The following is a 17648-nucleotide window of genomic DNA, read 5'->3' on the forward strand; positions in this document are numbered from 1 at the left end:
GTTCTCCTTCTTGCGCCGAACGGGCGACGCGGCCATGGCGTTCCGCGATGCAGTTCCTGTCCGATAACGCCGCGCCGGTGCATCCCCGCCTGTGGGATGCCATGCGCGCCGCCGATGCGCCGGATACGCCGTATGACACCGATGCCCTCAGCCGCGAGCTCGATGCCCGTTTCACCGCGCTGTTCGGGCGCGAGTGCGCCGCGCTGTGGGTGGCGACGGGGACGGCGGCGAACTGCCTGGCGCTCGCCACGATGGTGGAACCGCACGGCGGCGTGATCTGCCATGCCGAGGCGCACATCGAGATGGACGAGTGCGGCGCGCCAGGCTTCTATCTCCATGGCGCCAAGCTGCTGCTGGCGGATGGTGAGGGCGCCAAGGTGACGCCCGAAAGCGTTGCCGCGGTGCTGGCCGGCATCACCCGCGGCGTGCACCAGGTGCCCGCGCAGGCGCTCTCCATCACCCAGGCGAGCGAGAGCGGCCTCGCCTATCGCCCCGCCGAGCTGGCCGCGCTGGCCGCGCTGACGCGCCAGCACCGACTGGGTCTGCACATGGATGGTGCCCGCTTCGCCAATGCGGTCGCCTTCCTCGGTTGCTCGCCTGCCGCGGCTGCCGGTCCCGTCGATGCGCTGAGCTTCGGCTGCGTCAAGAACGGCGGCATGGGGGCAGAGGCCGTGCTGCTGTTCGACGTGGAGCAGGCCCAGCGCCTGCGCTATCGCCGCAAGCGCGCGGGCCATCTGCAAAGCAAGGGTCGCTTCCTCGCCGCGCAGATCCTCGCCATGCTCGATGACGACCTGTGGCTGGACAACGCGCGCGCTGCCAACAGTGCAGCGGCGCTGGTGGCCGAGGGGGCGGGCGAGCGGCTGGTCCACCCACAGGAGATCAACGAGCTGTTCGTGGCCATGACCGCGCCCGAGCGCGCCGCCCTGCGCGAACAGGGCTTTTCGTTCTACGACTGGGACGATGCCAGCGTGCGGCTGGTCACCCACTGGGCCACCGACCTCGACGACGCCCGCGCGCTGGGCACGGCCATCGCCCGGTTATGAGCGACATTCCGGCGGCGCACAGGCCGCACGCCCTGCTGCGCCCCGCCATTGCGCTGCCGTTCCTGCTGATCGCGCTGATCTGGGGATCCACCTGGTTCGTCATCACCACGCAGATCGCCCAGGCGCCCACCCTGTGGTCGGTCACCTACCGCTTTGCCATCGCCGCCCCGACCATGTTCGCGCTCGCGCTGGTGACGCGGCAATCGCTGGCCATGCCGCGCGCGACGCACCTGCTCGCGCTGGCGATGGGGCTGTTCCAGTTCGTCGGCAACTTCGTGTTCGTCTACATGGCGGAACTGCACCTGACATCCGGCATCGTCGCGCTGCTGATCGGGCTGATGTTCGTGCCCAATGCAGTGCTGGGCGCAAGGCTGCTGGGCGAGCCGATCACGCGGCGCTTCATGATCGGCAGCGCGCTGGCGTTGGTGGGCATCGCACTGCTGCTGGTGAACGAGGCGCGCGTCGCACCGCTGGGCGGCAACGTGCTGCTGGGCACGGGCTTCGGCATCTTTGCCATGCTCGCCGCCTCGGTAACCAACGTGATCCAGGCGCTGCCCGCCGGACGCCGGGTGCCGATCGTGACGCTGGTTGCCTGGGCAATCTTCTACGGCGCGCTGATGGACACCGCGCTGGCGCTGGCCTTTGCCGGGCCGCCGGTCTTCCCCGCGGCGCCGATGTTCTGGCTCGGCACGGTCTACCTGGCGGTGATCGGAACCGTGGTCACGCTGCCGCTCTATTACCGGCTGGTGCGCGAGCTTGGCGCGGGCCGCGCCGCGTATAACGGGGTGCTGGTGGTGGTGATCGCCATGACGTTGTCCACCCTGCTCGAAGGCTATCGCTGGACCGGCCTGGCAATTGCGGGCGCGGTGCTGGCCGTTGCCGGACTGGTCGTGGCGCTCAGGGCGCGGCAGGTGGCAAAAGACAGCTGAGCAGCCCTTCGCGATAGGTGGGATAGCGCGGCCGCCAGCCGAGCACGCGCCTGGCCTTGCCGTTCGCCACGCGCCGGTTCTCGGCATAGAACCCAAGCGCCATCGGCGACAGGTTCGCTTCCTCCAGCGTCTGCAACGGCGGCGGGTCCACGCCCATCAGCGCGCAGGCGTGGTCTATCACCGCGTTCTGGCTGGCGGGCAGATCGTCGGCGAGGTTGTAGGCGCCGGGCGGGGCATTCCGCTCCATGGCGGTGATGACGGCGCTGGCGATGTCCTCCACGTGGACCCGGCTGAAGACCTGCTCCGGCAGAGCGATCCGGTGCGCCTTGCCCGCCGCGATCCGCTCGAACGCGCTGCGACCCGGACCGTAGATGCCGGGCAGGCGGAACACGTGCGCGCCGCGGGCCAGCCAGTTCTCGTCCGCCAGCGCACGCGCCGAACGGCGCCCGGTACCGGTGGGCGATGCCTCGTCCACCCAGGCGCCGCCGGCATCGCCGTAGACGCCGGTGGAAGACAGGTAGCCGAGCCATGCGCGCGGCAAGTCGCCGTAGCGCGCCAGGACGGGATCCTTACCGTCGGCCGGCGGGACGGAAGACAGGACGTGGGAGGCCCGCGCCAGCGCAGCGCCGACCGCGGCAGCATCGTCAAAGGCGACATCGCCGGCGCTGCCGGTGGCAGAAACGGCCCAGCCATGCCCCCGCGCGAGGGCCGCGATACGACTGGCTGAATAGCCGAGGCCGAAAATGAACAGATGGGGCATCTCGTGCGTTCTAATCGCTCGACCGTAATTCCCAAGAACATTAGGCACCCCTCATGGATATCGCCCGCACCCCCGCCACCCCCGACGGCAACCCCGAGATGGCCGACGCCGCGCCCGATCCGGTCGATCCGGCACTGTTCCGGCGCAAGGATTACCGGCCATTTCCATGGCTGGTGCCGGAAGTGGCGATGGACTTTGCACTGGGGCTGGAAAGGACAGACGTGACCACGGTGCTGCGTGTCGCGCGCAATCCCGCAGCCGAACATGCCGATACCATCCGCCTCAACGGCGACGAGATCGAGCCCGCAGGCGTCTGGGTAGACGACGAACCGGCCAGCGACTGGCGCATGGACGGCGGCGACCTCATCATCCCGCTGTCGGGTGACGCCCACGACATCCGCGTCGATACCGTGGTGGCACCATCTGCCAACACCAAGCTGATGGGGCTCTACGCCTCGGACGGAATGCTCTGTACCCAGTGCGAATCCGAAGGCTTCCGCCGCATCACCTTCTTCCCCGACCGGCCCGACGTGCTTTCGACCTACCGCGTGCGCATGGCAGGCCCGAAGGCGCAGTTCCCGGTCTTGCTGTGCAACGGCAACCTCGAGGCGGAGGGCGCAGGCGAAGGCGATCATCACTTTGCCGAGTGGCACGATCCCTGGCCCAAGCCGAGCTACCTCTTCGCGCTGGTGGCGGGGCAACTCGTCGCCAATTCCGACAGCTTCACCACCATGAGCGGGCGCGAGGTTGCGCTCAACATCTGGGTGCGGGACGGCGATCTGCCGCGCACCGGCCACGCGATGGAAAGCCTGAAGAAGTCGATGCGCTGGGACGAGGAGGTGTTCGGCCGCGAATACGACCTCGACCTGTTCAACGTGGTCGCCGTCAGCGATTTCAACATGGGGGCGATGGAGAACAAGGGCCTCAACGTCTTCAACACCAAGTATGTGCTGGCTGACGAGGATACCGCGACCGACGGCGATTTCGACGGTATCGAAGGCGTGATCGCGCACGAATACTTCCACAACTGGTCGGGCAACCGCGTGACCTGCCGCGACTGGTTCCAGCTCAGCCTGAAGGAAGGCTTTACCGTGCTGCGCGACCAGCTGTTCAGCCAGGACATGGGCAGCGCCCCGGTCAAGCGGATCGAGGATGTGCGGGTGCTGCGCGGGGTGCAGTTTCCCGAGGATTCGGGTCCGCTGGCCCACCCGATCCGCCCCGATTCCTACAAGGAGATTAGCAACTTCTACACCAGCACGATCTACAACAAGGGGGCCGAGGTCATCCGCATGATGCGCACCATGGCCGGCGAGCAACGCTTTCGGCAGGGCACGGACCTCTATTTCGAGCGTCACGATGGCGAGGCGGCGACCTGCGAGGATTTCGTGCGCGCGATGGAGGATGGCGCGGGGCTGGACCTTGGCCAGTTCCGCCTGTGGTACGAACAGGCCGGCACGCCCCGCGTCATCGCCCGGCTCGAACACGACGGCACGACCGCAAAGGTGCATCTTTCGCAGGAGGTGCCCGCGACTCCCGGCCAGCCGCACAAGCGGCCCATGCCCATCCCGTTGAAGCTGGCGCTGTTCGATCGCGATACTTACGAACGCGGGGAGGAGCAGCTGGTCGTGCTCGACGAGGCGCAAAAGACCATCGCCTTTGGCGGTTTTGCCGAGACACCGGTGCTGTCGATCAACCGCGGGTTTTCCGCCCCGGTGACGATCGCGCGCGAGGCGTCGCGGGATGACCTGGTCTTCCTCGCGGCGCGGGACGACGATCCGTTCGCCCGGTACGAGGCGTTGCAGGAACTGGTGGTGCGCCAGCTGAAGGACGCGGTCGAAGGCAAGCTCGACAGCGAGGCGCGTGACAAGGGTGAACTGGCAATCGGCGATGCCCTGTCGGCGGTTCTGGCTGACGGAAATCTCGACGATTCCATGCGCGGCGAACTGCTGCTGCTGCCGAGCGAGGGCTACATCGCCGAAACGCTGGCAGTGGCCGACCCGGCGCGCATCCATGCCGAACGGCGGGGCCTGCGCGCCGTACTCGGGCGGATGCTGGAAGCCGAATTCGTGGCGCTCCATGACCGTGCCAGCGCGGTGCCCTTCTCGCTCGATGCCGAGGCGCGCGGGGCCCGCAAGGTCAAGGCGCAGGCGCTGGTCTACCTCGCCGATGGCAACCCCGAACGCTCCGCCGAAATGGCGTTCGCGCAGTATCAGGGCGCAGACAACATGACCGATCGGCAAAGCGCGCTGATGGTGCTCACCGGGCTGGACGGGGTCGAGCGGACCAACGCGCTGATCGACTTCTACAACCGCTACCAGGGCAATGCGCTGGTGATCGACAAGTGGTTCGCGCTGCAGGCAAGTTCGATGCATCCCCATTGCCTGGAGCACGTCAAGGCATTGGCCGGGCACCGCGACTTTACGCTGAAGAACCCCAACCGGGTGCGCTCGCTCTACATGGCCTTTGCCGCCAATCCGCACGCCTTCCACGCGGCGGACGGGGAAGGCTATCGAATGATCGCCAACCTCATCCTGGCGCTCGACCCGATCAATCCGCAGACAGCCAGCCGCTTCGTCCCGCCGCTGGGCCGCTGGCGGCGGATCGAGCCCGGGCGCTCGGCATTGATGCGCGAACAACTCGAACGGCTCGCCGCCGCCGATTTGTCGCGCGATACCGCCGAACAGGTAAGCCGCAGCCTTGGCTGACGCGCCCCGGGACCCGACACACCGGCAGGACGAGCGCGAGGCGATCCGCGCCCGCGTGCTGGAGGGCATACCCCACGGTTTTCTCACCGGCCCCGGCGGAACGGGGGAGCCCGATCCCGCCAACATCGCACCCGGAGCCGGGCTGGCGCTGGTCAAGCAGGTGCACTCCGCGCGTGTCGTCACCGTCGAGGAACCCTGCGCGCCCGATGCGCGACCCGAGGCCGATGCCCTGGTCACCGCCACGCCCGGCCTCGTCCTGGGCGTTGTTACCGCCGATTGCGCGCCGGTGCTGTTTGCCGACCGCGCTGCCGGCGTGGTCGGCGCGGCCCATGCCGGCTGGCGCGGCGCGCACCACGGTGTGCTGGAGGCGACCGTAGAGGCCATGGAACAGCTGGGGGCCAGGCGATCCTCCATCGTCGCCGCCATCGGCCCGACCATCGCGCAGGCGAGCTACGAGGTGGGACAGGACTTCATCGACCAGTTCGCGGCACCGCAGCACCGCTTCTTCGTCCCCGCCGACGCGGCCGGGAAATGGCGCTTCGACCTGCCCGGCTATGTCGGCTGGCGGCTCGAATCGCTGGGACTTGCGGCGACGGAGGACCTTGCGCTCGATACCTATGCCGATCCCGTTCGCTTCCACTCCTATCGCCGCGCCACCCATCGCCGGGAAGCGAGCGACGGGCGGCAGTATTCGCTTATCGCCCTTTCGGCCTGACGCTGCCTGCCTGAACCCGCCAATTTGAACCCGGCCGACACGGCCCGGCAACCGTTGTCGCAATAGGGCCATAAGGCGGGTTGGCATCGCCGTTTCCCTCGTCTATCAGCCGCGCCAAGCCGCCGGTCGCGACAGCGCCGTGGCGGAGCATACAGGGTTTCTTTTCGGACCGTTCCGTGCCCTCGCGCGGCACACCGGCCCGACAGGCAAGGCAAGGACATGGCAACGACCACGGCTACCCCCGACGAGCACAATGCCGTCGTAGATAATGGCGCCGTCGTAGAAGATGGCGTCGTAAACGATGGCGTTGCGCCCGCTGCCGGACATGACGGCGTGCGCCGCCGCGACTTCATCGAAATCGCCGCCGTTTCCGCCGCCGGCATGGGCGGGCTGGTGATGGTCTATCCGCTGATCAGCCAGATGTCGCCCTCGGCCGACGTGCTGGCCGAGAGCACGACCGAGCTTGACGTCGGCGCGCTGGAGGTCGGGCAGTCGATCAAGGCGGTCTTCCGCAAGCAGCCGGTGTTCGTGCGCCGCCTCACCGCGGCAGAGATCCAGCAGGCCGACGCCGTCAGCATCGACGAACTGCGCGATCCGCAGACGCTGGCCGAACGCACGCTGGTCGACCATCCCGATCTGCTGGTGGTCATGGGCGTCTGCACCCACCTCGGCTGCGTGCCGCTGGGCGCAGCGGAAGGCGAGAACAAGGGCGATTACGGCGGCTATTTCTGCCCCTGCCACGGATCGCACTACGATACCGCGGCGCGCATCCGTAAAGGCCCGGCGCCGACCAACCTGCTGGTTCCGGAATATTCGGTCAACGGCACCGCGCTGGTGATCGGCGAGGCGTAAGAGAGAGACGAGTAGAGACCATGAGCTTTCCCTGGGCCAGGCAATATACCCCCGCCAACGGGCTGACGCGCTTCCTTGACGAGAAGCTGCCGTTGCCGCGTCTCGTCTACAACGCGGTGGGTGCCGGCTATCCGGTGCCGCGCAACCTTTCCTACTTCTGGAATTTCGGCGTGCTCGCGGGCTTCTGCCTGGTGTTGCAGATCGTCACCGGCGTGGTGCTGGCGATGCATTATGCCGCCAACGGCACGGTTGCCTTCGATTCGGTCGAACACATCATGCGCGACGTCAACTGGGGCTGGATGCTGCGCTATGCGCACGCCAACGGCGCCAGCTTCTTCTTCATCGTCATCTACATCCACATCTTCCGCGGCTTCTTCTACGCCTCGTACAAGCCCCCGCGCGAGATGATCTGGCTGATCGGCGTGGTGATCTTCCTGCTGATGATGGCCACCGCCTTCATGGGCTACGTCCTGCCCTGGGGCCAGATGAGCTTCTGGGGCGCCAAGGTCATCACCGGCCTGTTCGGCGCGATCCCGGTCGTGGGCGAAGGGCTGCAGGTCTGGCTGCTGGGCGGCTATGCGCCGGACAACGCCGCACTGAACCGCTTCTTCAGCCTGCACTTCGTCCTGCCGTTCGTGATTGCGGGCTGCGTGATCCTGCATATCTGGGCGCTGCACATCCCCGGTTCGTCCAACCCGACCGGCGTTGAGGTGAAGAGCGAAAGCGATACGCTGCCGTTCCACCCCTATTACACTGCCAAGGACGGTTTTGGCCTCGGCGTGTTCCTGCTGGCCTACTTCCTGTTCGTGTTCTTCATGCCGAACGCGCTGGGCCACCCGGACAACTACATTCCGGCCAACCCGCTATCGACACCGGCGCTGATCGTGCCCGAGTGGTATTTCTACCCCTTCTACGCGATCCTGCGCGCCTTCACCTTCGACTTCCTGCTGCCGGCCAAGCTGTGGGGCGTGCTGGCGATGTTCGCGGCGATCCTGGTGTGGTTCTTCCTGCCGTGGCTCGATCGTGGGCCGGTGCGCAGCGGCCACTATCGCCCGCTATTCCGCAAGTTCTTCTGGTTCGGCCTCATCCCCTGCATGGCTGCGCTGTTCTACCTCGGCGGCGCGCACGCGGAGGAGCCGTACATCATGCTCAGCCAGATCGCGACGGCGTACTACTTCCTGCACTTCCTCGTGATCCTGCCGATCGTGTCCTCGATCGAGCGTCCCGATCCGCTGCCCTACTCGATCACCGAGGCGGTGCTGGGTTCGGACAAGACGGCCGTGCTGGGCGAGAACGCCGAGCCGGTGGGCGTCTGAGCCGCGTTGCTGACTAAGGAAAGACGATAACATGATCCGCCTTGTTGGTATCCTCGTCGGCCTCGGCTTCGCGTTCGTGGCGCTGATCTCCCTCGCGTTCGGCATTGGTCCGGCCTTCTCGACCCTGTCCGAACACGGTCACTTCGTGGAGCCGACGGCCGAGCATGAATTCCACCTCGAGGCACGTGCGCCCGAGGGCGGTTTCGCGTTCGAAGGCCCGCTCGGTCGCTGGGACGTGGCGCAGCTTCAGCGCGGCTACCAGGTCTACAAGGAAGTCTGCTCGGCCTGTCACTCGCTCAACCACGTTGCCTTCCGCGACCTCGCCCAGCTCGGCTATTCCGAAGCGCAGGTGAAGGCCGAGGCGCTGACCTGGAACGTGCCTGGCGTCGATCCCACCACTGGCGAGGCCGTGATGCGACCGGCGCTGGCGACGGATTACTTCCCTCGCCCTTACGCCAACGACATCGCCGCGCGCGCTGCCAATCGCAACGCCATTCCGCCAGATCTCTCGCTGATGACCAAGGCGCGGCATAACGGCACGCACTACGTCTACTCGCTACTGACCGGCTACCGCGACCCGGCCACCTTCGCCCTGGCGAGCGGTGAGCGCCTGGCGGCGGAGTTCCCCGAGTTCGAGACCACCGACGGCCTGCATTTCAATCCCTATTTCCCGAACCTCAATCTCGCCATGGCGGCGCCGATCACCGCCAACGCGGTGACCTACGCCGATGGCACGGAAGCCAGCGTCGACCAGATGTCGCAGGACGTTGCGGCGTTTCTCACCTGGACGGCGGAACCGACGCTGGTGAAGCGCAAGCAGACGGGCTGGTGGATCATGCTGTTCACGCTGTTCGTCACCGTGCTCGCCTGGTTTGCCAAGAACCAGCTGTGGGCACCGGTAAAGCCGCATCGTCGCAAGGACTGATGCAGCGGGGATGACCCGGGTCGGCGAGGCGGGCTTGTGACTCCAGAGGAGCTCAAGGCGCTGGTCCGCACGGTTCCCGGCTTTCCGCAGCCGGGAATCCAGTTTCGCGACATCACCCCCCTGCTCGCCCATGCGAAAGGCCTGGCGGGTAGCATCACGGCGCTGGCCGACCTCGCGCGCGGGGTAGAGGCGCAGGCGGTCGCCGGGATAGAGGCGCGCGGTTTCATCTTCGGCACCGCCCTGGCGTTGGAACTGGGATTGGGTTTCGTGCCGCTGCGAAAGCCCGGCAAGCTGCCTGTCGCCACCATCAGTGAAGACTACGCGCTGGAATACGGCACTGCCCGCCTGGAACTCGACCCGACCCTGATCGAAAGGGGTGAGCGCGTGCTGCTGGTCGACGACCTCCTTGCCACGGGCGGAACGGCGACTGCCGGAATGCGGCTGTTGCGCCGCGCAGGGGCGATCGTGGAACATGCCCTGTTCCTGATCGACCTTCCCGATCTGCCCGGCCGTGCCGCATTGGCCGACGAGGGCGTCGCGGCCCACGCCGTGATGGCCTTTGGCGGTCACTGAGATATGAGTATCGAGGTTTCGGGGAAAATTACCCACCCTCGATCATTGAGCGACTGACACGACCAATCCCCGGGGGTTTCAATGGAACAGCAGGCGCTGGTGATCGCGCTCGTAGGCGTGCTCGGCATCGGCGCGCAGTGGCTTGCCTGGCGCACCGGCTGGCCGGCGATCGTGCTGATGCTGGCGGCCGGTTTCATCGCCGGGCCGATCATGGGGCAGCTGGGTTACCCGTTGATCGATCCGCGCGCGGCGTTCGGCGACCTGCTCGAACCGATGGTGGCCATCGGCGTGGCGCTGATCCTGTTCGAAGGCGGTCTGAGCCTCGATTTCCGCGAATTGCGCAAATACGGCGAGGGTGTCTGGCGCCTCGTCTTCCTCGGTGCGCCGCTCGCGTGGCTGTTCGGCTCGCTCGCCTGCTATTTCATTGCCGGATTGGTATGGCCGGTGGCGATCCTGTTCGCCGGCATCCTGGTGGTGACCGGGCCTACGGTGGTGATGCCGCTGCTGCGCCAGTCGGCCGTGCAGCAGCGCCCTGCCGCGCTGCTGAAGTGGGAGGCCATCGTCAACGATCCCATCGGCGCGCTGTGTGCCGTGGTTGCCTACGAATACTTTCGTGCCACGGCCGAGAGCGGCGGCACTGCTTTCGATGTCGTTCCGCAGATCGCGCTCGCCGGCGCGCTGGCGGGAGTGATCGGTTTCGCTGCCGCCAAGGTCATCGCCTACAGCTTCCCGCGCGGACTGGTGCCGGAATTCCTGAAGGTGCCGGTGTTGCTCGTCGCCGTGGTCGGCACCTTCGTGCTGTGCAACATGATCGAGCACGAGGCGGGCCTCGTCGCGGTGACGGTGATGGGTATCGCGCTCGCCAACATGCACGTCTCCAGCCTGCGTTCCATCCACCCGTTCAAGCAGAACATCGCCGTGCTGTTGGTCTCGGGCATCTTCATCCTGCTGTCGGCCTCGCTCGACGTGTCGGAACTGACCTACCTCAACCCGTTCGAGGTGTCCGGCCTCAGGCTCTACCTGTTCCTCTTCGCGCTGCTGTTCCTCGTGCGCCCGGCGACGATCCTGCTCTCGCTGCTCGGCAGCTCGATCCCGTGGAACGAGCGGTTGTTCCTCTCGTGGATCGCACCGCGCGGTATCGTGCTGGTCGCCATCAGTGGCCTGTTCGCCCTGCGCCTGAACGAGCTTGGCTACGGCGACGGCTCGATCCTGATCGGCCTCAGCTTCGCCGTCGTCGTTGCAACGGTCTTCGCCCACGGCTTCACCATCGATATCGTCGCCCGCCTGCTCAAGGTAAAAGGCGCGGAGCGGCCCGGCGTGCTGCTCGTTGGGGCAACGCCCTGGACGATCGCGCTGGCCGAAAAGCTGCACCAGCTCGAAACGCCGGTGCTGGTGGTCGATACCTCGTGGCAGCGGCTGAAGCCCGCGCGGGTGAAGGGTCTGCCGACGTACCACGGCGAAATCCTGAACGAGGCGACCGAGCACAACCTCGACCTCACGCCGTTCCAGTCGCTGGTCGCCGCTACCGACAACGAGGCCTACAACGCCCTCGTCTGTTCCGAATTCGCGCCCGAGATCGGCACCGACAAGGTCTACCAGCTGGGTGACGGGGTGGACGACGATTTCCGCGCCATTGCGGCCAGCCTGCGGGGGCGGGCACTGTTCACCTCCGGCTTCGGCGTGGAGGACGTGCTGGAGCGGCACGAACAGGGCTGGATTTTCCGCCACACCAAGCTGTCCGACCAGTACCGGATCGAGGACGCGCGTGACACCTTGCCGGAAGCGGCGAACATGCTGTTGCTGCTGCGGCCCTCGGGCGAAATGAAGTTCTTCACCCACGCCGCCGCGCCGGAACCGCGGGCCGGCGACATCGTCATCACCTTTTCGCCGCCGCGCAAGGTCGAGGACCGCGCTGCACGGCGCAGCGCCGCCGCCGCGGAAAAGCCACAACCGGCATGAGGAGCAGGCCATGATTGCGATCCCCACCGATAGCCGCTTGCCGCAACCGGCCTTGCGCACCGCCATACTCGCGCTCGCCGCCCTCGGCCTGGGCGCCTGTGACGTGCGACAGGATGGCGCGGCAGAGCCCGATCCCACCGCCAGCCCCGTGACTGCCCAGCCCTCGCCAGCCGATACCGCTTCCCCTGCCGCCTCCATCATGCGTGACGACCTGGACGAGGGGGAAGCAATGGACCTGCCCACGCAGCCGGTGGCACTGACCATTCCCTTTCCTAATGGCGCCGATCTCAGCCCGGCGGCAGAGCGGATGCTGGCGGGCATATTGCAGGAGGACGCCATGGGCGAGCCCTGGCCAGTCGTGCTGCAGGGACACACCGATTCGGGCGGCAACGATCAGGCCAACCTGCGCGCCTCGCGTGCCCGGGCCGAGGCGGTGGCCGCCTGGCTCGTCGAACGCGGCGTGGCGGATGACCGGATCGAAGTGGTGGCCTTTGGCGAACAGAACCCGATCGCTCCCAATGCGCTTCCCGATGGCTCCGCGAACGAGGAAGGGCGCCGCCGCAACCGCCGCGTCGAACTGCGCATCGCACCGCCCGCCGCTCCCGCCAGCACCGCTGCCGATGAGACCGCCGGTGCCGACGCCGCCGCCACGGGCGCTGCTGTGACCGGAACGCCCCCCGCTCCCCCCCGCCGCCCGGCGGCGCCCGACAACGAGACTTGACGCGGCGCCGCCCCCGGTGGCAAGCGCCACAGCGACGCGGGTATAGCTTAGTGGTAAAGCTCCAGCCTTCCAAGCTGGCTATGCGGGTTCGATTCCCGCTACCCGCTCCACCTCCCCATTCGCCAGCGTCCGTATCTGTCTAGACGAGCCTCAGAACCTACGGTATTTTGCCAATTCTAGGCCGCTAGCGTTCACCCGCGTTCGTCTCCAGTCGCAATTCAATGGGGGTATGATTGGGGGGTATCTGCTAGCGGTTTCTAAAATACCCCCAGCCGTGGGGGTATCTTGGGGACGAATCCCCAGAGGGGCGGGCGGATCGAATGGCGCTTACAAACGTGGCAATCCGGAATGCGAAATCGGGGGCCAAGGCGATCAAGCTGGCGGACGGGGGTGGCATGTTCCTGCTGGTCACTCCAGCCGGGGGGAAGCTGTGGCGGCTCAAATATCGGATCGATGGCAGCGAGAAACTGCTGTCCATGGGAGCCTATCCCGAAATCAGTCTAAGCGAGGCCCGGAAGCGGCGTGAGGAAGCGCGGGGGATAATAGCGCTGGGCAAAGATCCTTCGCGTGAAAAGCAGCGCAGCAAGGCACGCGCCCGCATTCAGGCAACCGATACTTTTGCGGCGATTTCCAATGAATACTGCGCCAAGCGCAAACGCGACGGGGAAAAGGGATGGTCCCCCAGTACGGCCATTCGCAGTCAATACCTACTGTCCCTGCTGACTAGCAGCATCGGGCGGTTGCCCATTGCCGACATAGAGCCTGCCGACGTGCTGGCAGCGGTTCGCAAGATAGAAGCCAAGGGCAACCTGGAGAGCGCGCGGCGGACCCTTCAGCTGGCAGGCATGGTATTTCGCTACGCCGTAGCAACCGCCCGCCTGCGCTCCGATCCTACGCGCGATCTGAAAGGGGCGCTAACCGCCCCCACGGTGAAGCATTATGGCGCGATCACCGATGCCAGCAAGGTGGGAGCCCTCTTGCGCGCCATCGATGGCTATGACGGAAGCGGCATAACAAGGCTCGCCTTGCAACTGGCCCCGCATGTCTTTGTCCGCCCCGGCGAATTGCGTCACGCCGAATGGGAGGAGATCGATCTGGACGCGGGCGTTTGGAATATACCGGCTGGCAAGATGAAAATGGGCAAGGCGCACCATGTGCCGCTGTCCAAGCAGGCGATTGCAATCTTAAAGCTGTTACAGGAAGCCACAGGGCCGTCGGGCTTTGCCTTCCCCTCCATCCGGGCGCGCACACGGCCCATGAGCGAGAACACCCTCAACGCGGCTCTACGGCGGCTGGGATACACCAGCGAGGAAATGACCGCGCACGGCTTCCGCGCGATGGCTTCCACCCTCTTAAATGAAAGCGGCAGGTTCAATCCTGATGCCATTGAACGCGCGCTTGCCCATGGTGACAGCGACAAAGTGCGCGCGGCCTATCATCGCGGCGCGCACTGGAAGGAACGGGTGCAGATGGCCCAGTGGTGGAGCGAATATCTGGACCAGCTTCGCAAGGGAGCGGACGGGGTGGCATTTCCGGCGAGGGAGGCTGGGTGAACTAGACGCCACCTAAGAAAGCGACCTAGGCCCTCAATTGGAAAGCTGCGCCAAAAGCTAATTAGGGCAATCAGTCACTTGGCGACTGCCAAGCTGACAGTTATGCCCCGGCAAGAGGGGCTGCGCACCGCGAATGACCGTGAACGAATTTATCGCCAAATGGGCGGGCGTGACTGGGGGAGCTGAGCGCGCCAATTACGGTCAATTCATCAATGATATGTGCCAGGCACTTGGTCTGCCGATTCCCGGCGTGGCCGAGGGAGGAGTGCTGGGGGACTATCAATTCGAAGGGCCTGTTGCGGGCGGGGGCATTGGCGGAAACACGGGATCGATCGACCTCTACAAGCGCGGTTGCTTCGTTCTGGAGGCCAAGCAATCGAAGCTGAGCGTAGCCGACAAAGCGCAGTCCCAACTATTCGACGTCGCGGAAAGTGCCCCAGCCGCCCCGTCCGGCGCCCGCTATGATCGGCTGATGCGCGATGCATTGGCGCAAGCCAAGCGCTACGCCGTCAACCTGCCTGCAAGCCATCCTTGGCCCCCATTCCTTATTGTGTGCGACGTGGGCCGCGCGTTCGAACTCTATTTCGATTGGTCCGGCAATGGGCGGGGTTTTGGCTATTTCCCTGATCAGGCCAGCTATCGGCTGGAACTGCACCAGCTCGCCGATCCCGACAAGCAGGCGATTCTTCGGGCAATCTGGACCGATCCGGCCAGCATCGATCCGCGCGCCAAATCGGCAGAGGTTTCGCGCGATATTGCCAAGCGGCTGGCAGAGGTAAGCAAGTGGCTGGAAAGCGTCCAACGCCTTCGCACAAGTGAGGCAAGTGACAGCGAGCGCAGCCTTGCCATAGAAGAAACCGCTCTGTTCTTGATGCGGCTCATCTTTTGCATGTTTGCAGAGGATGTCGGTCTGCTGCCGAAAGCCAGCTTTCGCGCGTTTCTGGAGCGGTCCGTCACGAACGAAGCTGCCTTCGAACCCGAATTGCGCGCCCTCTGGACTGTCATGGGGAGGGCAGGAGGCGAACGCTACGCTTCGGCCATAGGCAAAGAGGTGCGCTATTTCAACGGCGGGCTGTTTGCATCAGCCCAGACCTACAAGCTATCCAATGCCGATCGGGGGGAATTGCTAGAAGCCGCAAAGGCGGACTGGACCAAGGTCGAACCTGCAATTTTCGGCACCTTGCTGGAGCAAGCGCTAACCCCCGGCGAAAGAGCAAAGCTGGGCGCGCACTACACCCCGCGGCCCTATGTCGAACGGCTGGTGCAGGCGACCATCATGGACGTGCTGGAGGCCGAATGGGATGCGGTGCAGCGGCCCGTGGAAGGCGAACTATCGCTGGCAATCGTGCAGGCCTTCCATGACCGCCTGTGCGTCCTACGCGTGCTTGATCCGGCCTGTGGGACCGGTAATTTCCTCTATGTCGCCATGGAAAACCTGATGCGGCTGGAAAGCGACGTGGTGGAAACCATTCGCCAGCTTGGCGGCACGGTGGAGCCGTGTGTAGGGCCGCAACAATTCCTGGGGCTGGAATTGAATCCGCGCGCCGCCGTGATTGCGGAACTGGTGTTGTGGATCGGCTGGCTGCGCTGGCGCATGGCCAATGATCCAGCCGCTGCGCCCGAGCCGGTGCTGAAACAATTCGGCAATATCAATTTCGGCGGGCACGCGGGCTATGACGCAGTGCTACGGCACAAGCCGACGGGCGAAGCCGATACGGATAACCCGATGGCGCCCGATTGGCCCGAGGCCGATTTCATTATCGGGAACCCCCCATTTATTGCGGGCCAGGATTTGCGGGAGGAATTGGGCAGCGATTATGCCGAGGCGCTCTGGAAGGCGAACCCCCGTGTGCCAAAAGCGGCTGATTTTGTGATGCAGTGGTGGGACCGGGCGGCGCATATGCTGGTAGCCGCAAACAGTCCGCTAATCCGGTTTGGTTTCGTGACTACCAATTCGATTACGCAGACCTTCAGCCGCCGCGTGATCGAGCGCTACCTTGCGAGCAACATGTTGTCCCTTCGCTATGCTGTGCCCGACCACCCATGGGTAAAACCCCCTAAGGCAGAAGCGAAGGCCAAAGGTGTTCCGCGCTCGAAGGATCGAAAGAAAGTTGCAGGCACAGCGGCTGTTCGTATCGCCATGACGGTGGCAGACCGGAATCCAGCCGAAGGCCAGATAGTCACCACGAAACGCGAAAGCGCGCTGGATACAGATAGCCCGCAAGTAGAATATTTTCCGCCAGTAACTGGCCGGATCAATGCAGACCTCTCCACTGGCACCGATGTTACCCAAGCGGCGCGCTTGCTGGCCAATGCGGGCATTTGTCATGACGGGGTGAAATTGCACGGGAAGGCTTTCGCCTTGCAGCGCAAAGAGGCTGAGGCTCTCGGCCTAGGCCGCCGGGACGGACTGGAGCAATACATTCGCCCCTATCGCAACGGCATGGACCTGACAGGGCGAAACCCGCTCGAAGTCGAAACCAAGATGGTGATCGACCTGTTCGGGGTGGGCGAGCGAGAAGTTCGCCGACGGTTTCCCGAGGTCTACCAGCACTTGCTGGACACAGTGAAGCCAGAACGAGATAAAAATCGACGCGCGACCTATCGCCAAAATTGGTGGATTCATGGTGAGCCAAGGCGCGAAATGCGGCCAGCGCTTGACGGCTTGATTCGCTATATTGGCACCGTTGATACCGCCAAGCATAGGTTGTTTCAGTTTCTTCCTGCCGAAGTTCTTTGCGATGATGGCGTCGTTATCTTCTGTTGTGCCACTCCGGTCGAATTGGGGGTTTTAACATCGGTCATCCACTTGGCTTGGGCCCTTGCTGTGGGTGGGACGCTTGAGGACAGGCCGCGATACTTCAAATCTCTTTGCTTCGATCCCTTCCCTTTCCCCGATGCGACACCAGCGCAGCGCGCGGTAATTGGCGAACTGGCCGAGGAACTGGACGAAACCCGCAAGCTGGCACTGGCCGAAGTGCCGCGTCTCACCATGACCGAAATCTACAACCTGCGCGACCGGCAGCGCAGCGGGCAACTGGCGGACCTGCTGGATGTCGAACGCGCCAAGGCCGCGCGTGTGGGCATTATCGATCGGCTGCACCAGCAAATCGATGCCGAGGTGGCAGCCGCCTACGGCTGGCCAGCCGATCTGTCACCGGCTGAAATAGTCACCCGGCTGGTCGCCCTGAATGCCGAGCGCGCCGCCGAGGAAAAGGCCGAGAAAGTCCGCTGGCTTCGCCCTGAATACCAGGTGCCACGCTTTGCCGCAAAAAAGGCATAGCGGCTGCATGAGGCTAAGGTTTCACTAGCCTCATAAAGCGACGAATGGCTCAGCATCTGAAAACGGCGAATCGGCAACCCTTTCAATCGTCTTCATGGCAAAATCTGGTCTTTCCCGTCTTTGCGACATTGATTCAGCACTAGTCCGCAAAACCGCGCACAGATCTTCAAACCCGTCCGTTACTGTTCGCTGGTGCTCATGTTTGGACGCCGGTACACTCATGGCTAGGTTATCCTCAGGGGTTTTTCCCCAATACCCCGTCATAAGTCGTCGCACTTCCTTGCCCGCTCAATTCCGCACGGCTAATTAGAACG

13 protein-coding genes and 1 tRNA gene are annotated in these 17648 nt (G+C 64.9%); 13 read left to right on the forward strand and 1 reads right to left on the reverse strand.

All coding sequences use genetic code 11. From position 1 onward, the window contains the following. The first annotated feature begins 47 nt into the window (after window positions 1-47). Both GRI62_RS14045 and GRI62_RS14050 read left to right on the forward strand, forming a co-directional pair. The gene (locus GRI62_RS14045) at window positions 48-1043 is read left to right on the forward strand and encodes a threonine aldolase family protein (protein ID WP_131451339.1); all 996 of its coding nucleotides are present in this window, start codon (window positions 48-50) and stop codon (window positions 1041-1043) included. Next, window positions 1040-1972, forward strand: a complete 933-nt coding sequence (locus GRI62_RS14050) for a DMT family transporter (RefSeq protein ID WP_131451340.1) — start codon at window positions 1040-1042, stop codon at window positions 1970-1972. Before GRI62_RS14045 ends, GRI62_RS14050 begins: the two co-directional genes overlap by 4 nt. Here the strand turns inward: GRI62_RS14050 and GRI62_RS14055 are convergent. After that, on the reverse strand, window positions 1941-2732 hold the full coding sequence (locus GRI62_RS14055; protein ID WP_131451341.1) for a Rossmann-fold NAD(P)-binding domain-containing protein: 792 nt from the start codon (window positions 2730-2732) through the stop codon (window positions 1941-1943). The two genes, GRI62_RS14050 and GRI62_RS14055, sit on opposite strands and share 32 nt — an antisense overlap. A 53-nt stretch (window positions 2733-2785) precedes the next feature. On the opposite strand from GRI62_RS14055, the gene pepN reads away from it, so the two are divergent. The 11 genes from pepN (at window position 2786) to GRI62_RS14110 (ending at window position 17334) form a co-directional block, all read left to right on the forward strand. After that, on the forward strand, window positions 2786-5437 hold the full coding sequence (pepN, locus tag GRI62_RS14060) for an aminopeptidase N (protein ID WP_131451342.1): 2652 nt from the start codon (window positions 2786-2788) through the stop codon (window positions 5435-5437). Beyond that, window positions 5430-6152: a peptidoglycan editing factor PgeF gene (pgeF, locus tag GRI62_RS14065; RefSeq protein ID WP_131451343.1), complete on the forward strand. Its 723-nt coding sequence runs from the start codon at window positions 5430-5432 to the stop codon at window positions 6150-6152. The genes pepN and pgeF overlap by 8 nt, the downstream gene beginning before the upstream one ends. A gap of 219 nt (window positions 6153-6371) precedes the next feature. After that, window positions 6372-7004, forward strand: coding sequence for a ubiquinol-cytochrome c reductase iron-sulfur subunit (gene petA / locus GRI62_RS14070; protein ID WP_131451344.1), 633 nt, complete (start codon window positions 6372-6374; stop codon window positions 7002-7004). Between the two features lie 20 nt (window positions 7005-7024). After that, on the forward strand, window positions 7025-8320 hold the full coding sequence (locus GRI62_RS14075; RefSeq protein ID WP_131451345.1) for a cytochrome b: 1296 nt from the start codon (window positions 7025-7027) through the stop codon (window positions 8318-8320). Window positions 8321-8351: 31 nt separating this feature from the next. Then, complete coding sequence (locus GRI62_RS14080; RefSeq protein WP_131451346.1) at window positions 8352-9245, forward strand: cytochrome c1; 894 nt, start codon at window positions 8352-8354, stop codon at window positions 9243-9245. 36 nt (window positions 9246-9281) lie between these two features. Next, window positions 9282-9818 (forward strand): adenine phosphoribosyltransferase, encoded by a 537-nt coding sequence (locus GRI62_RS14085; protein ID WP_131451347.1) that lies wholly within the window; start codon window positions 9282-9284, stop codon window positions 9816-9818. An 81-nt stretch (window positions 9819-9899) separates the two neighbouring features. Continuing rightward, window positions 9900-11777: a cation:proton antiporter gene (locus GRI62_RS14090; protein ID WP_131451348.1), complete on the forward strand. Its 1878-nt coding sequence runs from the start codon at window positions 9900-9902 to the stop codon at window positions 11775-11777. Window positions 11778-11787: 10 nt separating this feature from the next. Continuing rightward, a complete protein-coding gene (locus tag GRI62_RS14095; RefSeq protein WP_131451349.1) occupies window positions 11788-12498 on the forward strand; it encodes an OmpA family protein in 711 nt (236 codons plus the stop codon). Window positions 12499-12534: 36 nt separating this feature from the next. Then, window positions 12535-12608: transfer RNA gene (locus tag GRI62_RS14100), tRNA-Gly, on the forward strand. Between the two features lie 210 nt (window positions 12609-12818). Next, window positions 12819-14051, forward strand: a complete 1233-nt coding sequence (locus tag GRI62_RS14105; protein WP_131451350.1) for a tyrosine-type recombinase/integrase — start codon at window positions 12819-12821, stop codon at window positions 14049-14051. Between the two features lie 133 nt (window positions 14052-14184). Beyond that, on the forward strand, window positions 14185-17334 hold the full coding sequence (locus GRI62_RS14110) for a class I SAM-dependent DNA methyltransferase (RefSeq protein ID WP_188669354.1): 3150 nt from the start codon (window positions 14185-14187) through the stop codon (window positions 17332-17334). Window positions 17335-17648: the final 314 nt, after the last annotated feature.

Source organism: Aurantiacibacter arachoides (genome assembly GCF_009827335.1).
GTDB lineage: Bacteria > Pseudomonadota > Alphaproteobacteria > Sphingomonadales > Sphingomonadaceae > Alteraurantiacibacter > Alteraurantiacibacter arachoides.